The 14,974-nt window shown below is 40.7% G+C and carries 14 protein-coding genes, 1 tRNA gene and 1 other annotated feature; of the genes, 4 read left to right on the top strand and 11 right to left on the bottom strand.

Annotated elements, in window-relative coordinates:
- Positions 1 to 56 precede the first annotated feature (56 nt).
- Complete coding sequence (locus T344_RS0105195) at positions 57 to 563, top strand: hypothetical protein (RefSeq protein ID WP_027627822.1); 507 nt, start codon at positions 57 to 59, stop codon at positions 561 to 563.
- On the opposite strand, the gene pdxR is transcribed toward T344_RS0105195, so the two are convergent.
- Positions 564 to 1,994, bottom strand: coding sequence for a MocR-like pyridoxine biosynthesis transcription factor PdxR (gene pdxR / locus T344_RS0105190; RefSeq protein WP_027627821.1), 1,431 nt, complete (start codon positions 1,992 to 1,994; stop codon positions 564 to 566).
- A 144-nt stretch (positions 1,995 to 2,138) separates the two neighbouring features.
- On the opposite strand from pdxR, the gene pdxS reads away from it, so the two are divergent.
- The gene (pdxS, locus tag T344_RS0105185; protein WP_027627820.1) at positions 2,139 to 3,017 is read left to right on the top strand and encodes a pyridoxal 5'-phosphate synthase lyase subunit PdxS; all 879 of its coding nucleotides are present in this window, start codon (positions 2,139 to 2,141) and stop codon (positions 3,015 to 3,017) included.
- A gap of 234 nt (positions 3,018 to 3,251) precedes the next feature.
- The gene (gene pdxT / locus T344_RS0105180) at positions 3,252 to 3,824 is read left to right on the top strand and encodes a pyridoxal 5'-phosphate synthase glutaminase subunit PdxT (RefSeq protein WP_027627819.1); all 573 of its coding nucleotides are present in this window, start codon (positions 3,252 to 3,254) and stop codon (positions 3,822 to 3,824) included.
- Positions 3,825 to 4,015: 191 nt separating this feature from the next.
- Here pdxT and T344_RS0105175 read toward each other — a convergent pair whose 3' ends face one another.
- The 10 genes from T344_RS0105175 to T344_RS27630 form a co-directional block, all read right to left on the bottom strand.
- On the bottom strand, positions 4,016 to 4,732 hold the full coding sequence (locus T344_RS0105175) for a hypothetical protein (RefSeq protein ID WP_027627818.1): 717 nt from the start codon (positions 4,730 to 4,732) through the stop codon (positions 4,016 to 4,018).
- Between the two features lie 173 nt (positions 4,733 to 4,905).
- Positions 4,906 to 6,468: a rhomboid family intramembrane serine protease gene (locus tag T344_RS0105170; protein WP_027627817.1), complete on the bottom strand. Its 1,563-nt coding sequence runs from the start codon at positions 6,466 to 6,468 to the stop codon at positions 4,906 to 4,908.
- Positions 6,458 to 7,777: a homocysteine S-methyltransferase family protein gene (locus T344_RS0105165; RefSeq protein ID WP_027627816.1), complete on the bottom strand. Its 1,320-nt coding sequence runs from the start codon at positions 7,775 to 7,777 to the stop codon at positions 6,458 to 6,460. Before T344_RS0105165 ends, T344_RS0105170 begins: the two co-directional genes overlap by 11 nt.
- A gap of 190 nt (positions 7,778 to 7,967) precedes the next feature.
- Positions 7,968 to 9,632, bottom strand: a complete 1,665-nt coding sequence (locus tag T344_RS0105160) for an AMP-binding protein (RefSeq protein ID WP_027627815.1) — start codon at positions 9,630 to 9,632, stop codon at positions 7,968 to 7,970.
- Positions 9,633 to 9,703: 71 nt separating this feature from the next.
- Positions 9,704 to 9,934, bottom strand: a binding site (T-box leader).
- A 98-nt stretch (positions 9,935 to 10,032) separates the two neighbouring features.
- On the bottom strand, positions 10,033 to 10,683 hold the full coding sequence (locus tag T344_RS0105155) for a response regulator (protein WP_027627814.1): 651 nt from the start codon (positions 10,681 to 10,683) through the stop codon (positions 10,033 to 10,035).
- Positions 10,676 to 11,857 carry a sensor histidine kinase gene (locus T344_RS0105150; protein WP_027627813.1) on the bottom strand — a complete coding sequence of 394 codons (1,182 nt, stop codon included), beginning with the start codon at positions 11,855 to 11,857 and terminating at the stop codon, positions 10,676 to 10,678. The genes T344_RS0105155 and T344_RS0105150 overlap by 8 nt, the downstream gene beginning before the upstream one ends.
- A gap of 267 nt (positions 11,858 to 12,124) precedes the next feature.
- Positions 12,125 to 12,200, bottom strand: a tRNA-Lys gene (locus tag T344_RS0105145).
- A 97-nt stretch (positions 12,201 to 12,297) separates the two neighbouring features.
- Positions 12,298 to 12,918, bottom strand: a complete 621-nt coding sequence (locus tag T344_RS0105140) for a cyclase family protein (protein WP_027627812.1) — start codon at positions 12,916 to 12,918, stop codon at positions 12,298 to 12,300.
- A gap of 196 nt (positions 12,919 to 13,114) precedes the next feature.
- On the bottom strand, positions 13,115 to 13,423 hold the full coding sequence (locus T344_RS0105135; RefSeq protein WP_242834933.1) for a hypothetical protein: 309 nt from the start codon (positions 13,421 to 13,423) through the stop codon (positions 13,115 to 13,117).
- Between the two features lie 156 nt (positions 13,424 to 13,579).
- Complete coding sequence (locus tag T344_RS27630) at positions 13,580 to 14,206, bottom strand: phosphatase PAP2 family protein (protein WP_051571590.1); 627 nt, start codon at positions 14,204 to 14,206, stop codon at positions 13,580 to 13,582.
- Positions 14,207 to 14,492: 286 nt separating this feature from the next.
- On the opposite strand from T344_RS27630, the gene T344_RS0105125 reads away from it, so the two are divergent.
- Positions 14,493 to 14,972 (top strand): acyl-CoA thioesterase, encoded by a 480-nt coding sequence (locus tag T344_RS0105125; protein WP_027627810.1) that lies wholly within the window; start codon positions 14,493 to 14,495, stop codon positions 14,970 to 14,972.
- Positions 14,973 to 14,974: the final 2 nt, after the last annotated feature.

Genomic DNA, 14,974 nt, shown 5'->3' with positions numbered 1-14,974 from the left:
CACACCTGACATTCGGCTAATATCCTGTAGTATGATTAAAATGTGTTGTGTGATATATGGATTATAATTATCAGGATATTCTAAACAAAATTAAAAACGGTGAATACAGGCTTATTGGTTTTGGCTCCTGCAGGCGAGTATTCAGCATGAATAACGGGTATGTCGTAAAAATGGCCAAAGATATCCGTGGTATAGAGCAAAACAAAACCGAATACGATATTTATAACAGCAGTAACTCCCGTCTTTTTGCAGAAATACCCTATATTTCTGAGGACAACAGGCTTCTGGTCATGGCCCGTGCAAAAAGGATCAGGAAAATGAGAACAGTTTATTCCTACTATAAAGTTAATAATATTAATTCATTGTTAAAAGTAAATAACCTCCATGCAGATTTAAAAAATAATGATCTGGGTACTGGAGATTTGCGGCGTGCATCCAGTTGGGGCTTTATTAACGGAACCCCAGTTATAATTGATTATGGCCTTACACATAACCTATTCAGAAAATATTATAAGGGGAACCTATTTCTAAAGAAGAAATTCCCCCCATTACTCTACACGTAATTACATAATGTCAACAGCAGGTATTGTATCATCCAGACACTTTTCCAGAATTGCCATACCACACCTTATTTCTTCAATGTTTGAGGATGCAAAGCTCAATCTGAGGCTTCTGTCCTTGCTTTTATTATCCAATTCGTAAAAAACTCCCGAGGGTATCAGCACCAATCCGTTTGCCCTGCATTCATTATAAATCTCCCGTGCCGAAAGCTTCTTTGGCAGGCTGATCCAGAAATACAGCCCTCCGTTGGGCCTGTTATATTTAACTCCCAGCTTCTCCAATCTCTCAAGCTGGGCCAGCATGAACTCATATTTTCCCCTGTATATTTCTTTCATGTACTGGAGATGCTCCTCCCATTTTCCTGTTCTGAAATAAAGATCCAAAGCCCTCTGTATAAGACCGGATGACGATAGGTCAGTGTTATGCTTGATTTTGGTAAAATCCTTCACCAAAACATCGGGAATTATCATACACCCCGCTCTCAATCCCGGCATAAGTATTTTGGAAAAGCTCTTCAAATAAATTACGCAGGTATTCTCTTTATCCAGGCACTTTAATGTTGTCAGCTCCCCATTGTCAAAATTAAGTTCTGACATGGAATCGTCTTCAACCGCATAAATATTATACTTCCTGATCAACTGTAGGACCTGGTTCAATTTCTGGCGGCTGTAGCTTACTGTTGTGGGATTTTGGTAACAGGTCATAAGGTATATGAGCCTGGGCTTGCATATTCTGATCTTTTTCTCAAGATCAATCAAATCAATTCCATCCTCCTCCATGTTGACCCCTACCACACGGGCACCCCTTGATTTGAATACGGCAACGGCACCGTCGTAAGTGGGATTCTCAGTAATGACATAATCTCCAGGATTTAACAATACCTTTCCCACAAGGTCAATTCCCTGCTGTGCCCCCGAGACTATCAGTACATTTTCCTCATTTGCCGCTCTGATATTATACTTCCTTGCGAGATACTCAAGAATGGAGTTTCTCAAAGGAATAAATCCATTGCTTTCCTGATATCCGAAGGCAAAACCCCTGTCTCTTTCAAGAACTTCGATTATGCATTCCTTGAAGGATTCTGCCGGAAAAATAGATGGATGCGGCGTGGCACTGGCAAAATTTATTGTATCTGGTGCAATTGACATTCCAAGATCGCCGGAGGAAAGAGTATCTTCCTTCTGCATTTTTATGTTTGATACAAAATAGCCGCTTCCCTTTTTGGCAGTGACGTATTTATGGATTTCCAGCTGCTTGTATGCATTTACAACTGTAATATTGTTTACATTCAGGCTCCGTGACAGATTCCGGACGGTTGGAAGCCTCTCTCCGGGTTTCAATTGGCCTCCGCTTATCAGTTTTTTGATATGTTCGAATAGCTGTAAATACTTTGGTTGTTTATCATTATCAAATTGTATCGTTACAATATTCATTTCGCCTCCGCTATTTGATTAAATATATTGACTTATCAGCCCCGTTATGTAAGAATATACAAAATTTAAATAGAATTTATCTAAATTGTTTCGATACAATTTAGTATAATAAAAATTCTTTAATATGTAAAGGAGAATGTTGCAATGACTGAAAGATATGAATTAAACAAAAACCTGGCACAAATGCTTAAAGGCGGAGTAATAATGGACGTTGTAAACGCAAAAGAAGCCGAGATAGCCCAAAAAGCAGGCGCAGTTGCTGTTATGGCCCTTGAAAGGGTTCCCTCCGACATCAGGAAAATGGGCGGAGTTGCCAGAATGTCCGATCCAAAAATGATCAGGGAAATACAGAGTGCGGTGTCCATCCCTGTCATGGCCAAAGTGCGCATAGGTCATTTTGTTGAGGCTCAGATACTTGAATCCCTGTCAATTGACTATATAGATGAAAGTGAAGTTCTCACTCCTGCCGATGAAGATTTCCATATAGACAAGCACGCCTTCAAAGTCCCCTTTGTCTGCGGCGCCAAAAATCTTGGTGAAGCCTTGAGAAGAATCGGTGAAGGCGCCTCTATGATAAGAACAAAAGGCGAAGCCGGCACAGGTAATGTGGTGGAAGCCGTAAGGCACATGCGGACCGTCACTTCCGAAATGCGCAAGGTGCAAGGCGCCTCAAAGCAGGAACTTATGACTGTTGCAAAAGAATTCGGCGCACCCTACGATCTGGTGGTCTATGTCCATGAGCACGGCAAGCTTCCTGTCATCAATTTTGCTGCCGGCGGTATAGCTACACCTGCCGACGCGGCTCTCATGATGCAGCTGGGCTGTGACGGCGTTTTTGTGGGATCGGGCATTTTCAAATCCTCCGACCCGGAGAAGAGAGCCCACGCAATAGTAAAGGCTACAACCTACTTCAACGATCCGGCCGTTATTGCAGAAGTATCTGAAGAGCTGGGTACTGCCATGGATTCCATAGATGTGAGAGAGTTATCGGGAAACAGCCTCCTTGCCTCCAGAGGCTGGTAAAAAGAAGATTGTAAAATGAAATTTCTTTCATTTTACAATCTTCCTATAGAAAAAGTGCTTGTGGGCCAAACGCCAAGGCCCACATTTTGCATCTATTTTTCGTAAAAATAAATGCAAAACCGCACTTTTTCCTTTTCAATTTGTATGTTTATATGTTTTGCATCAGTCCATTGGAAAAATCTTCAATTTTTCTTCAAAACATATAATCAATGTTGCCCACGAAAGGAAATTTTTATGAAGAGAATAGGAGTACTAGGCCTGCAAGGGGCGGTTCAGGAACATCTCGACATGCTGGGCCGGGTAGAGAATGTAGAACCTGTCCTTGTAAAATATAAAAGTGATATTGAATACATAGACGGACTTATTGTCCCAGGTGGCGAAAGCACTGCCATCGGCGGGCTGCTGGCCGACTTTGAGCTTACCGGCCCGCTTAAAGTCCGCATAGAAAGCGGAATGCCGGTATGGGGTACCTGTGCAGGCATGATAATTCTGGCCAAAAACATCGCCAATGATGAGAGAAGATATCTTGAGGCAATGGATATAGAAGTTATGAGAAACGCCTACGGAAGGCAGCTGGACAGCTTCACCACCAGTGTGGATCTGCCCGGACTGTCAGCCGGCAAAATACCTCTGGTCTTCGTCAGGGCACCCTATGTGGTGAGCGTTGCCCCGCAGGTTGAAATATTATTAAAGCTGGATGAACACATTGTAGCCTGCCGCCAGGGGCATATGCTGGCAACGTCCTTCCACCCCGAACTGACGGCCGACCTGAGCTTTCACAGATACTTTGCAGGCATGATAAAGTAATAGCTGTATAGTTAAATAAAAAAACTGCTTCTGTTTACCAAAAGCAGTTTTTTATTTAATATATGTTACGAATGTTTAATTGAAGAATACATGAAAAGTTCAGTAATCAGCAGTTTACATCCATTTGCGGCAGGAAGCCCTAACTAATTAAGCTTTTCAGGTTTATTCACGACAATTGTGCCTATCAATCGCTATTTAAGCGATGCCGATGCTGAAAAACTGCCTTCAGCCTTCCAATCATCCTTGAATATTCCTTCCTTGCTTATATTGACCAGATTGTTAGGATTACCGTTACTTGTGGCCGAGCGGACATTTGTAAATGTAAATGCCAGGTCCCTGGAATTGTCCAGATACTCCTGGGGAACTCCGATACCCTTAAGCAGAGGAAGTGAATTCATATATATGCTTTGATCCGCACTCTGAGAATCCTGCAGGGTCATGGTCTCACCAAGTGTGTATGAGTTTGGAGACCAGCTGGTCAATACTCCCTCTTTGAAGCCGATACCCAGGATGTCTGCATTTATTACACCGGGGTTGACATGTGTAAATGTCATTTCGGCATAGACCTTCCATACATGCAGGTATTGGGAACCGATATAGTATACTTGATAATCATAAGCTTCGGCTTTCAAATTAAGATTGGATAAGAATGACACCGTACCTCCATAATTATCATCATTCAAGTCAACCATCAGGTCTACTTCAGCTTTACTGCTGAAAGTACCGGTACCGCCGAAGCCGGTGAAAGTAGGCCCGCTGTGAAAGGTATCCGAGGCAAAACTGAAAAATGTGGTGGGTGGTACCAACGGTATCAGCTGAACATTTGTTGAGTCAACTTCTTGCGCAAAACACGGGATTGCAGAGGCCAGTAGAAACAGAATCAATACTAAGCTAACAAATTTCTTCATAACAAAACCTCCTTATTAACTTTTGTGTTTTTACCCAAATGGATGTTTTAAAACCAGTCCAAGCTTCCACCTATATTATATAATAAATATTACAGACAATATGTCTTATGGAAATATTTCCCATATATTTTGTTGCATTAACTTGTTGTGCCAGTTAAATTAATATTTATTATTTACTTAGCCGTTCCTTCAATCCTGGCTAACATCTGGTTTATTGTCTCAATATACGGAGACTCCAGTTCCCTGGCCTTCTGAAGATGTTCCCGGGCCGTGTCATACTGGGCGGTATTAAAATATATAAATCCCAGCAGGAAGTGACCGTCAACAGGGCTTATTTTCACAAGCTGCTCTGCATGCGGTATTCCCTCCTGATACTTTTGCTGATTTATTTCAGCTCTTGTTATGCTCCAAAGCACACTTGTACGGATATTTTTGCCGGAGGGGCTTAAATCCATTATATCCTCTCCCAGCTTTTCAGCCTGGGCCCAATTTTCCTGTGTCTCGAAAGTCTGCATTTCTGTCAGTATCGGAACAATTTTGCTGTTCTGATTGTTAAACCCGTACAGCGTAGCTGCTATTGTGACAATTACAGCCATTATAAGGGAAACAACTTTCACAAGCCTGTCCCTGGAGGTTTCTTCCTTTGAATTATATACTATGCCGGTAGTCAAAAAACCGCCTGCAAACCCACCCAAATGAGCATTATTATCTATCCGGCTGTTCATAAAACCATAGGCAAGGTTTATGGCTACAGTAGTGATCAGGTTTGCTCCAAAACTGCTTTTTAAAAGGGACGGACGCTTTAAGGCAAAAAACAGCATTGCACCCATCAAGCCAAATATGGCGCCGGATGCTCCCACAGCAACATTTATCGAAAAGGCAAGGCTCACAATATTGCCAAGTATACCCGAAAACAGGTATATAAATGCAAAGCGTCCCCGTCCGAAAAGCTTCTCAACCTGTGAACCGACAATAAACAACGAGTAACAATTTACAGCCAGATGGATTTCATCGGCATGTAAAAACATGGGTGTAAAAAACCTCCAATACTGTCCCTGCAATATATACGAATTGATTTTTGCTCCAAAAGGAACCAGAAGATTGGAATAGGATTGTCCGGTCCTTATGGATATAAGTTTGATTATCAGCCATACGACAATATTTATAACTATTATCCCATAGGTCAGCCAGGGTTTTTTTACCTTTAGCTGTATCTCATAATCTTTTTTCCTGTTTCCAATAAGCCTTTGAATATCTTCAACTGTAGTTCCGCTTTTATCAAGGTTTTTTGCAAAAAATCTTTTTACCGTCCTTACAATATGGGCATCAAAGGCCGGTACGGTAAAATGCTTTTGAATAGCACCCTGTGAGCAATTTACCGAAAATGTCCTCAGGAACTTTCTTTCTGCAGTTATATCCGCCTGTCCCTTTGATATGATATCAAGCCTTTCGGTATCCGGCTGATTTTCAAATAGGAACAGCTTGAACACTGTGGCATTCCTGCCGTTGATATTATTGATGAGAGCAGTTCCATGCTCCATGGACATGGCTATCTGCCGGCTGTCCATCCTGTCTGCATCAATAATTTCCAGCAGCACCGAAGTACCGTGAAAATCCTTTATAAGGCTTGTGGTACCACTGCTGAAATCCAATTCCTCTGTTTCAGGACTTATCAAATTGAAAAATTCCTTCTCAATCAGATAGCCCACAAGTGATGTAATTAAACTATTTTTCATTGATCAAAAAGCCTCCGCAATCAACAGCACCATATTTTTCAAACATTCCGGCCGCTTGGGGAGCATGTGATATATATCCCGCTCTTCCCTTATAAACTCGCAGTGCGGCGTCAAGTACTTTTATGTTGTTGGATTTTAAGATAAAAGGCTGTTTCAGGTAGGTTTGAGCTTCCTTGACAACCTTTGCCAGCAGCAGGGAGTCCTCTGAATTCTCCAGATCTGCGTCTACTATAATAATATCACTCTCTTCATCCAGAAGATCCATGGCTGCATCGGTAACGGCATCTATATCCCCATCCTTCAAAGAATCCCTTAATGTCGCATCAGCATTCACATCAAGCCTTCCAAGCCCGGCGGCACCTATGGCTGCAAAGGGGATCTTCTGTGAAGCCGAGGTGATATAATCCACATCGGGCCTTATGCCTGTAATTTCTTTATTTTCAGCATCAGTTTCCCTTACCAGTTTGGCAATCTCGGCTATATACCGGGGAGTTGTACCGCAGCAGCCTCCCAGCAGTCTTGCACCGTTTCTCAAAAACTCTGGTACAAACCCTGCAAAGCCTTCGGGCGTTTCCTTGAATACCTGCTTGCCGTCAACAATTTCGGGCAGCCCGGCATTTGGTTTCACACTGAAGGGGAGCCCCGTTTTCCCGTAGCTTTCTGCTATCCTGATCATATATTCAGGCCCGAAGGAACAGTTTGTTCCTATCAAATCGGCGCCCATGGAATGCAGTATTGCGGCACATATGCCGGGCTCGGTCCCCATCAGGGTCCTTCCGTTCTGTTCGTAGGAAACGGAACAAATAACAGGAAGGCTGCAATTTTCCTTTGCCGCAAGCAGTGCAATCCTCAATTCGCTTATATCGGTGAAGGTTTCAAGACTGATAATATCTGCACCTCCATCCGCGACAGCAATAATCTGAGCTTTAAAGGTGTCATATGCCTTTTCAAAAGTCAGATCACCAAAGGGCTCCAGCAACTTTCCCAGAGGTCCCATGGATGCGGCAACATAACACTTACCGCCGGCGACCTCTTTTGCTAGCTTTGCAGCCTGATAATTTATCTCATAATGCTTGTCCTTAAGTCCATATTCATCCAATTTTATAATGTGGGACTGGAAGGTATTTGTCTGGATAATATCCGAACCGGCATCCACGTAACCCTTGTATATCTTCCTTAATATCTCTGGGTGTGACAAATTCCATTCCTCGGGACAGGTTCCGACCCCAAGCCCGTTTTCAAAGAGCATCCTTCCCATTGAACCGTCGAACACCAAAACTTTTTGTTTTAAATCATCTCTGAAAGACATGGTTCCTCCACAAATTAAATTTCTATATATTAAACAAATTGCCAGTTTTTTAGACTGGCAATCATGAGCTTATTAATAAATTATAATAGTGTATCAGCTTAATGTAAAGGTAAGCTGACCCGATTACTGCTGTAAAACTGTTTTAAAATCAACTAAAAAGTAATTATAAATGCAATTATTAATACAATTATCAAGCCGTTTCAATACCTGCTTCATCCTGCAGGCCCAGCTGAACTATGGCATTTTCACGCATTTTGTACTTCTGTATCTTACCGCTTGCAGTCATTGGGAAGCTGTCGACAAAGCTCACATATTTTGGAGTCTTATGCCTTGCCATATGTGACCTCACTGCATTCTTAACATCATCTTCGGTCATGGTACAGCCTTCCTTCAAAACAACGCAGGCCATTATTTCTTCACCGTAAGCCCTGGAGGGGACACCGATTACCTGGACATCCTTTATTTCAGGCAGCGTATACAAAAATTCCTCGATTTCCTTCGGATAAATATTTTCTCCGCCTCTTATTATCATGTCCTTGATTCTTCCGGTGATTTTGTAATAACCATGCTCATCCCTGACGGCAAGGTCACCGGTATGTAGCCAGCCGTCGGGGTCAATGGCCTGTGCTGTGGCTTCGGGCATTTTGTAATATCCTTTCATGACATTATAACCTCTTGCAACAAACTCTCCGGGTACTCCGTCAGGCAAATCCCTGCCTGTTTCGGGGTCCACTATCTTGCACTCGATAAATGGAAGCGAACGGCCCACAGTGGCAACTCTGCGCTCCAGGCTGTCCCCTATTCTGGTCTGGGTGCAAACGGGCGAAGCTTCGGTCTGTCCGTAAGGAATGGTGATATCTTTCATATTCATTTTGTCAACCACCAGTTCCATGTATTTTACAGGACATGGGGAACCTGACATGATACCTGTTCTCAATGATGAATAGTCATAATTATTAAATTCAGGGTGTTCAAGTATGCCTATAAACATGGTGGGTACACCATACACAGCGGTGCATTTTTCCTCCTGTACCGTCTGCATTACCTTTAGAGGCTGATAGTATTCAAGGGGTATCATTGTGGTTCCGTGGGTAACGCAGGCCATTACGGCAAGTACAAGACCAAAGCAGTGGAAAAACGGAACCGGAATGCACAATCTGTCCTGGTGGGTAAAATGCATGCAGTCACCGATACACTTCCCATTATTAATTATGTTGTAGTGTGTCAGCATGACACCTTTAGGGAAGCCAGTAGTTCCGGAGGTGTACTGCATATTGATAACATCATGGCAGTCAAGGGAGCTGCTTATGGCATAGAGCTCATCATCTGGAATGTCACTTCCCATGTCTAACATATCAGACCAGCCGAACATTCCAGGGTATTTGTTTTCACTGACGCTGATAACATTTTTAAGGAAAGGAAGCTTTTCAATATTGAGCTCCCCGGGTTTTGAATCCTTTATCTCAGGACATAGCTCATTTAGTATCTGAATATAATTGGAATCCTTAAAGCCGTCGATTAAAACCAGGGTATTGCTGTCCGATTGCTTGAGCAGGTATTCCAGCTCGAAAATCTTGTAATTTGTGTTTACAGTAACCAGAACAGCGCCGATTTTCGCCGTAGCAAAAAGCGTAATCAGCCATTCCGGAACATTTGTAGCCCACATGGCTACGTGGTCACCTTTTTTAATACCCATTTTCATAAAGCTTTTTGCAACACTGTTGCATATGGAATTGAATTCCGAGTACGTTTTTCTAAAGGGGCGATCAGAGTATAAAAGGCACTCGTGGTCGGGGTATTTTCCTGCCATTTCCTCAAGCATTCCGCCAACTGTTATTTCAATAAGCTTTTCCATATAAGCACCTCCAAAAATGATAAATGTCTAAATCAGATAAATTAAAGCAATAAAAAAGCTCTTCATCTCAGAAATGAGACGAAAAGCATGTTCCGCGGTACCACTCAAATTAATTCAACCAATAGCGTAATTGGCTTATTGAATTCTCTCTTTAATCCTATAACGGTGAATACCGTTCCGGCCTGACTATTCAGCCGGAATGCTCCCGGGCGAGCTTCAACTTTTCAAAATCACCATCTCTCACCGTACGATAGCTCTCTTTGGATTTTTAACAGTCTACTTTTCCCGTTCTCAGCAGTTTTTTATTCAAATTATTAATATAATACTATGTAAATTGTACAAATGTCAATACATTTATTAATGCTTTAATTTAATAAATTCCGCAGCCGGGATTATCAAATCAGGCCTTAATGTTATGTTTGAATGCATAAATGGCGGCTTGTGTCCTGTCGTTTACATCAAGCTTCTTAAATATGTTGGATATATGATTCTTGACTGTCTTTTCGCTTATGTAAAGGTTTTTTGCGATTTCCTTATTTATCATGCCTTCGGCTATAAGCTTTAAAACCTCTATTTCTCGGGTGGTCAAATTGTTGGTCAAAGATCTGTCATGTTCATACAGTGTAACTCTGTTGAATTCCTTGACCAGTTCACTGGTCATATTGGGCTGGATAAAGGTCTGGTCATGGAATACACTTCTTATGGCTTCAATCAATACAGACGATTCGGCATCTTTTAATACGTAGCCCTCACAGCCCATTTGCAGCGTTTTAAACAAATATTCCCTATCCTGATGCAGTGTTAAAACAATTATTTTAAAGCGGTCATTTCCTTCCTTCAACATTTTAATGGCCTGCAGTCCGTTTAATACCGGCATGTTTATGTCCATCAAAATAATATCCGGCTTGAGGGATTTTGCAAGATCCACTGCCTCACCGCCGTTAGAAGCCTGGGCTACGACACATATATCCTCCTCCAGCTCAAGAATTGTTTTTAATCCCTGCCTCACCATGGCATGATCATCTGCAATCATTACTTTAATCTTATCCATTTACGAGTGCCTCCCCTTCATCAATGAGTGGTATTTGTATGTTTATTCTTGTACCTTTCTGTTCTTCGGACACTACGTTAAATTCTCCTTCAAGCAGGGCAACTCTCTCCTTCATGCTAAAAAGACCAAATCCTCCGGATAAATCCGAGTTAGTCATACGTATGGTTTTGGTATCAAAGCCCACACCGTTGTCAAATATGATGATACTGAGTTTCTTGTCGATTTTCTCCAAAGCAACACCTGCCGTTTTTGATTTGGAATGTTTAAGCACATTATTCAGCGCTTCCTGTACAATTCTGAAAACTGTAAGTGAGATAACCGGCTTTATTATTTCTTCATCTATTCCTCTGCACTTGAATGTCACATTTATTCCAGTTGTCTCCTTAAAAGAAATAACATATCTTTCTAAAGTTGGCAATAGCCCCAGATCATCAAGTGCCATAGGTCTAAGGTTGTAGATAATTTTCCGAACCTCCTGCAAGCTGTCTCTCATGACCTTCTTCAGGTTTTGCAGCTCAGTTTTGGCCTCTTGAATATTTTTATCCAATAACCGCTCACATATCTCTGCCTTTATTACAGCATTGGATATTGACTGTGCAGGCCCGTCATGGATTTCCCTGGCAACACGCTTTCTCTCCTCCTCCTGAGCTTCGATTATTCTCAGTCCGAGTAATTGTTTCTGCTGCAGATTATCCAGCTGCTCACCCACGCCCTTCAAATCGCTGCTCAGGTATTCCAGTGCTATACCCACGTGCCCGATAAGATTGTCGGCTCTTTCAAGGGTCTTTAACGAATCCCTGATCCTTATTTCAAGGTCATTGCGTCTCTTTATCAAAAAGCTTTCCTGTTCCCGTTTTACAGCAAGCTTGACTCTCAAATCGTCTGCCGCCTGATAGGCCTTTGCCAGATCTTCCTGGCTGTATCTCTTAAAATCCCTGTTTACGTCGGACAGCTTTTTCTTACTTGTCTTCAATGCAAATTCAAGATTCTCAATTTCGTTAATGCTGCTAGCCACCTGCATCTTCAGGCTTTCAAGTTCTTCTTTAAGACGCGAACATTCTTTTCTGGAATTTTCTGCAATCTCAATTATTTCCATCTTACCCGAATCAAGAGCCTTAATGGTCTTATTAATTATCTCATCCATTTGTATGGCATTATGTTTAAAATTCGGCATTATTCCACCATTTTTCATCCATAAGATTTTTTCTTTATTCAAACTGATAAAACATTTATGTAACTTTCTTGTAACTTTTATGTAACTTTATAGAACTATTTTAACCAATATGTTGCTCCCTCACAATAGGGGTTGACCATTTTTGTTAATATTTTCTTAAATATATCATTACTCTTCATGCAATGCTACAATTCTGACAGCAAACTGATACTTTTATTAATACTTTATTAGACAATAAAAAAACTTCTACTTTTTGTAGAAGTCTTCTGGTGCGCCATCAGGGATTCGAACCCGGGACACCCTGATTAAGAGTCAGGTGCTCTACCAACTGAGCTAATGGCGCATTTTCAAGCGTTTGGGGCATTGGTGTTTCCCGAACACTTTTATATTATAAGAGCTAAGTATTGTATTGTCAACCCTTATTTTTATTTTTCTCTTGTTTAAATGTCAATTCTTGCTATTGCTCTTACCATACTGGAATCGGCATTGATTTTCAAGGGAAATGCGAATACTTCGAATACATCGGCTTCAGATATTAAATCGAGATTTGTCAGATTTTCTAATATAAAAATATTATTTTGAAGCAGGAATTTATGAATTTCAAAGGGAAGCCTGTCAGGAGAAGGCATATCAACTCCGACCAACTTTATATTATTGGCTGCAAGACATTTACAGATTGATATGTCCAGAACAGGATGATCATTATAGTATTTTTCACTTCCATAAAATCTGTCCATTCCGGTATGAAACAGGATTATATCTTTTCCTTCAATTATTTCCTGATAACCGGGTTTCAATGAAATAACACTCTCATTTTCAGAATGTATTATCCCCCCTCTTCCGCTGAATTGCTCAAGGGGCATATTTCCGATATACTCGTCAACATCAAGCATATGCATCCTTCCGTCAATATGGGTTCCTACATGCATTCCCGTCTCAAGGCTGTGGTTGTTGTATTGTTCCCTGCTGTAAACCCTATCATGTTTAAGTATAACAGCACTATCTCCGGGGTATACCGGCATACCTGTATGTATTGGTTGTGACAGATCTACATATTTCATTTGGGCTTCCTTCTTTCATGAATACCAGTTATTATATTTAAATAAACGGTATAATTGCTGTTTCTTTAAGTAAACATACTGTACTTGCTTATTTTAGCATATTATTTTCAGGCACAAAAGAGGCTGTCTCCAAAATAAAATGAATGCAATACATGAATTTCATCATCTTATTATGAGACAGCCATTTTCCGTTTCCCTATTGAACAACATAGTTTGTAACAAGCCGGCTTCCTCCGCTGACCACTTCAATCTGGTAGGTACCTGTATCGGTATTTTTGTCGACTTTCCAGGTACAGAGAACACTGCCGTCATTACCTGCAACTATGTTTCGTGTGGTTGTAAAATCCTGGCCTCTTATCCTATAGCTGCATATAATCCTGCAATTGTTGTTGGGAGTGCATCTTAATGCCAAAACTCCTACCTCACCCCTTTTGATATATGGTCTCTTTGCTATAACCTGAATTTGATTTCCATCTGCTTGTGCAAGCAAATTATTTTGCTGCATGACCTGTCTGCTTTCATTAACTTTATGAACTGCAAAAAAAACGTTAAATAACAAGCTGACACATAATAAACAAGGTAAAATACGTTTCATGCCATCACCTCAAAATAGTATTTTACCTTATTTTCTCCACTGCATATTTTTTTATTTACAGGTAATTCATACATGTTTTTCCTGCGCTTTTTCTATTATTAGGGTAAATACCCCAAGCCAAAGCACCCCAAAGGAAAAACCTCCCAAAACATCACTGGAATAATGAACGCCCAGGTATATCCGGCTCAAACCCACAAGAGCAATCAATATGACAATCGGAAAAATAACCAGATTTTTATATTTACCTTTATAGAATCTGCCGCACAGATAAATTATAAACCCGTAGAAACTAATTGCTGCCATCGAATGTCCGCTTGGAAAACTAAGCCCGGTTACCTCAACCAGTTTTAAAATATCCGGCCTGTTTCTGTTGATTAACCATTTTAATCCTACATTGATTATTGAACTTAGAGATATATTTATAATTGTCATTGCAGCATAGAAGGAATACTTTTGCTTTTTTGTAAAGATACTCAGGAATACTAATGCACAAATTATACCTAGAAACTGTTGTGAAGCCAGAAAAGTAATGAATTTCATAAAAATGGTCATTTTTCCGGATATGATTTTGGAAACCATTGAATAAACATAAGCATCAAAGGCCTGAATATTATTGTTCAGAACATTAACAGCCAAAAATAAAAACATCAGCAGTGGTAATACAATTGTTAAAACAAATCTGGTAAATTTCAATTTGGAACTCCATTCGTATATTACTCTCTTAATATAAATAAGCCTCTTATATATATATTACAAATATAATTTTTAAATATTATAGATAATTATTCCTGGTTAGTCAAATCAGAAAAAAGCCGTGAATACCATTATTTTTTTCAGCTCCAGGCAACTAAGAGATTATTTTGATTGAAACCGGGTATAAATCTACAAGAAATTAGTATATGCTTATATATAAAACAGCTGTATTGCCAGCTGGTTGATTAATATAACATACGTAAAAATGCTAAACTAGGAGGTTAGGATGGACAAAAAAATATATAAAAAAGTTTCTGATTCTAAAACAGAGCAAATACAAATAATCATGCCCGAGCATATTAATGGCTTTAACCGGCTTTTCGGAGGCAGACTTATGGAATGGATTGATATTGTTGCCGCTGTGGTAGCCAGAAGGCATTCCGGCTGTAATGTAACTACCGCTTCAATAGATAATCTGCAATTCAAGGCTGCTGCTTATGTTAACAGCACAATCTTCCTCGTAGGACAGATTACTTATGTGGGGAGAACCTCCATGGAGGTTCGGGTATCCACTTATGTTGAAAAACTGGATGGAATGCGGTATATGATAAACCGTGCCTACCTTGTCCTTGTGGCATTGGATGAAAATGACCATCCTGTCCAGGTTCCGGGTCTGACCCTGGAAACCGAGGAAGAAAAGCTGGAATGGGAGGCGGGTAAAAAGCGGTGTGAATTAAGAAAACAAAGAAGACTTGAAGCTTTTTAGTT

It is taken from the genome of Ruminiclostridium cellobioparum DSM 1351 = ATCC 15832, from assembly GCF_000621505.1.
GTDB classification, from domain to species: domain Bacteria; phylum Bacillota; class Clostridia; order Acetivibrionales; family DSM-1351; genus Ruminiclostridium; species Ruminiclostridium cellobioparum.
The sequence above is the reverse complement of the archived record's forward strand: the minus strand, read 5'-3'. Positions and strand labels throughout refer to the sequence as shown.

Bases quoted from the DNA above. Each gene is read 5' to 3' on its own strand.
- pdxT (WP_027627819.1), top strand. From the start codon at position 3,252: ATGAAGAGAATAGGAGTACTAGGCCTGCAAGGGGCGGTTCAGGAACAT.
- T344_RS0105170 (WP_027627817.1), bottom strand. From the start codon at position 6,468: ATGAAAAATAGTTTAATTACATCACTTGTGGGCTATCTGATTGAGAAG.
- T344_RS0105165 (WP_027627816.1), bottom strand. From the start codon at position 7,777: ATGTCTTTCAGAGATGATTTAAAACAAAAAGTTTTGGTGTTCGACGGT.
- T344_RS0105195 (WP_027627822.1), top strand. From the start codon at position 57: ATGGATTATAATTATCAGGATATTCTAAACAAAATTAAAAACGGTGAA.
- pdxR (WP_027627821.1), bottom strand. From the start codon at position 1,994: ATGAATATTGTAACGATACAATTTGATAATGATAAACAACCAAAGTAT.
- T344_RS0105155 (WP_027627814.1), bottom strand. From the start codon at position 10,683: ATGGATAAGATTAAAGTAATGATTGCAGATGATCATGCCATGGTGAGG.
- T344_RS0105160 (WP_027627815.1), bottom strand. From the start codon at position 9,632: ATGGAAAAGCTTATTGAAATAACAGTTGGCGGAATGCTTGAGGAAATG.
- pdxS (WP_027627820.1), top strand. From the start codon at position 2,139: ATGACTGAAAGATATGAATTAAACAAAAACCTGGCACAAATGCTTAAA.
- T344_RS0105150 (WP_027627813.1), bottom strand. From the start codon at position 11,857: ATGCCGAATTTTAAACATAATGCCATACAAATGGATGAGATAATTAAT.
- T344_RS0105140 (WP_027627812.1), bottom strand. From the start codon at position 12,918: ATGAAATATGTAGATCTGTCACAACCAATACATACAGGTATGCCGGTA.
- T344_RS0105135 (WP_242834933.1), bottom strand. From the start codon at position 13,423: ATGCAGCAAAATAATTTGCTTGCACAAGCAGATGGAAATCAAATTCAG.
- T344_RS0105125 (WP_027627810.1), top strand. From the start codon at position 14,493: ATGGACAAAAAAATATATAAAAAAGTTTCTGATTCTAAAACAGAGCAA.
- T344_RS0105175 (WP_027627818.1), bottom strand. From the start codon at position 4,732: ATGAAGAAATTTGTTAGCTTAGTATTGATTCTGTTTCTACTGGCCTCT.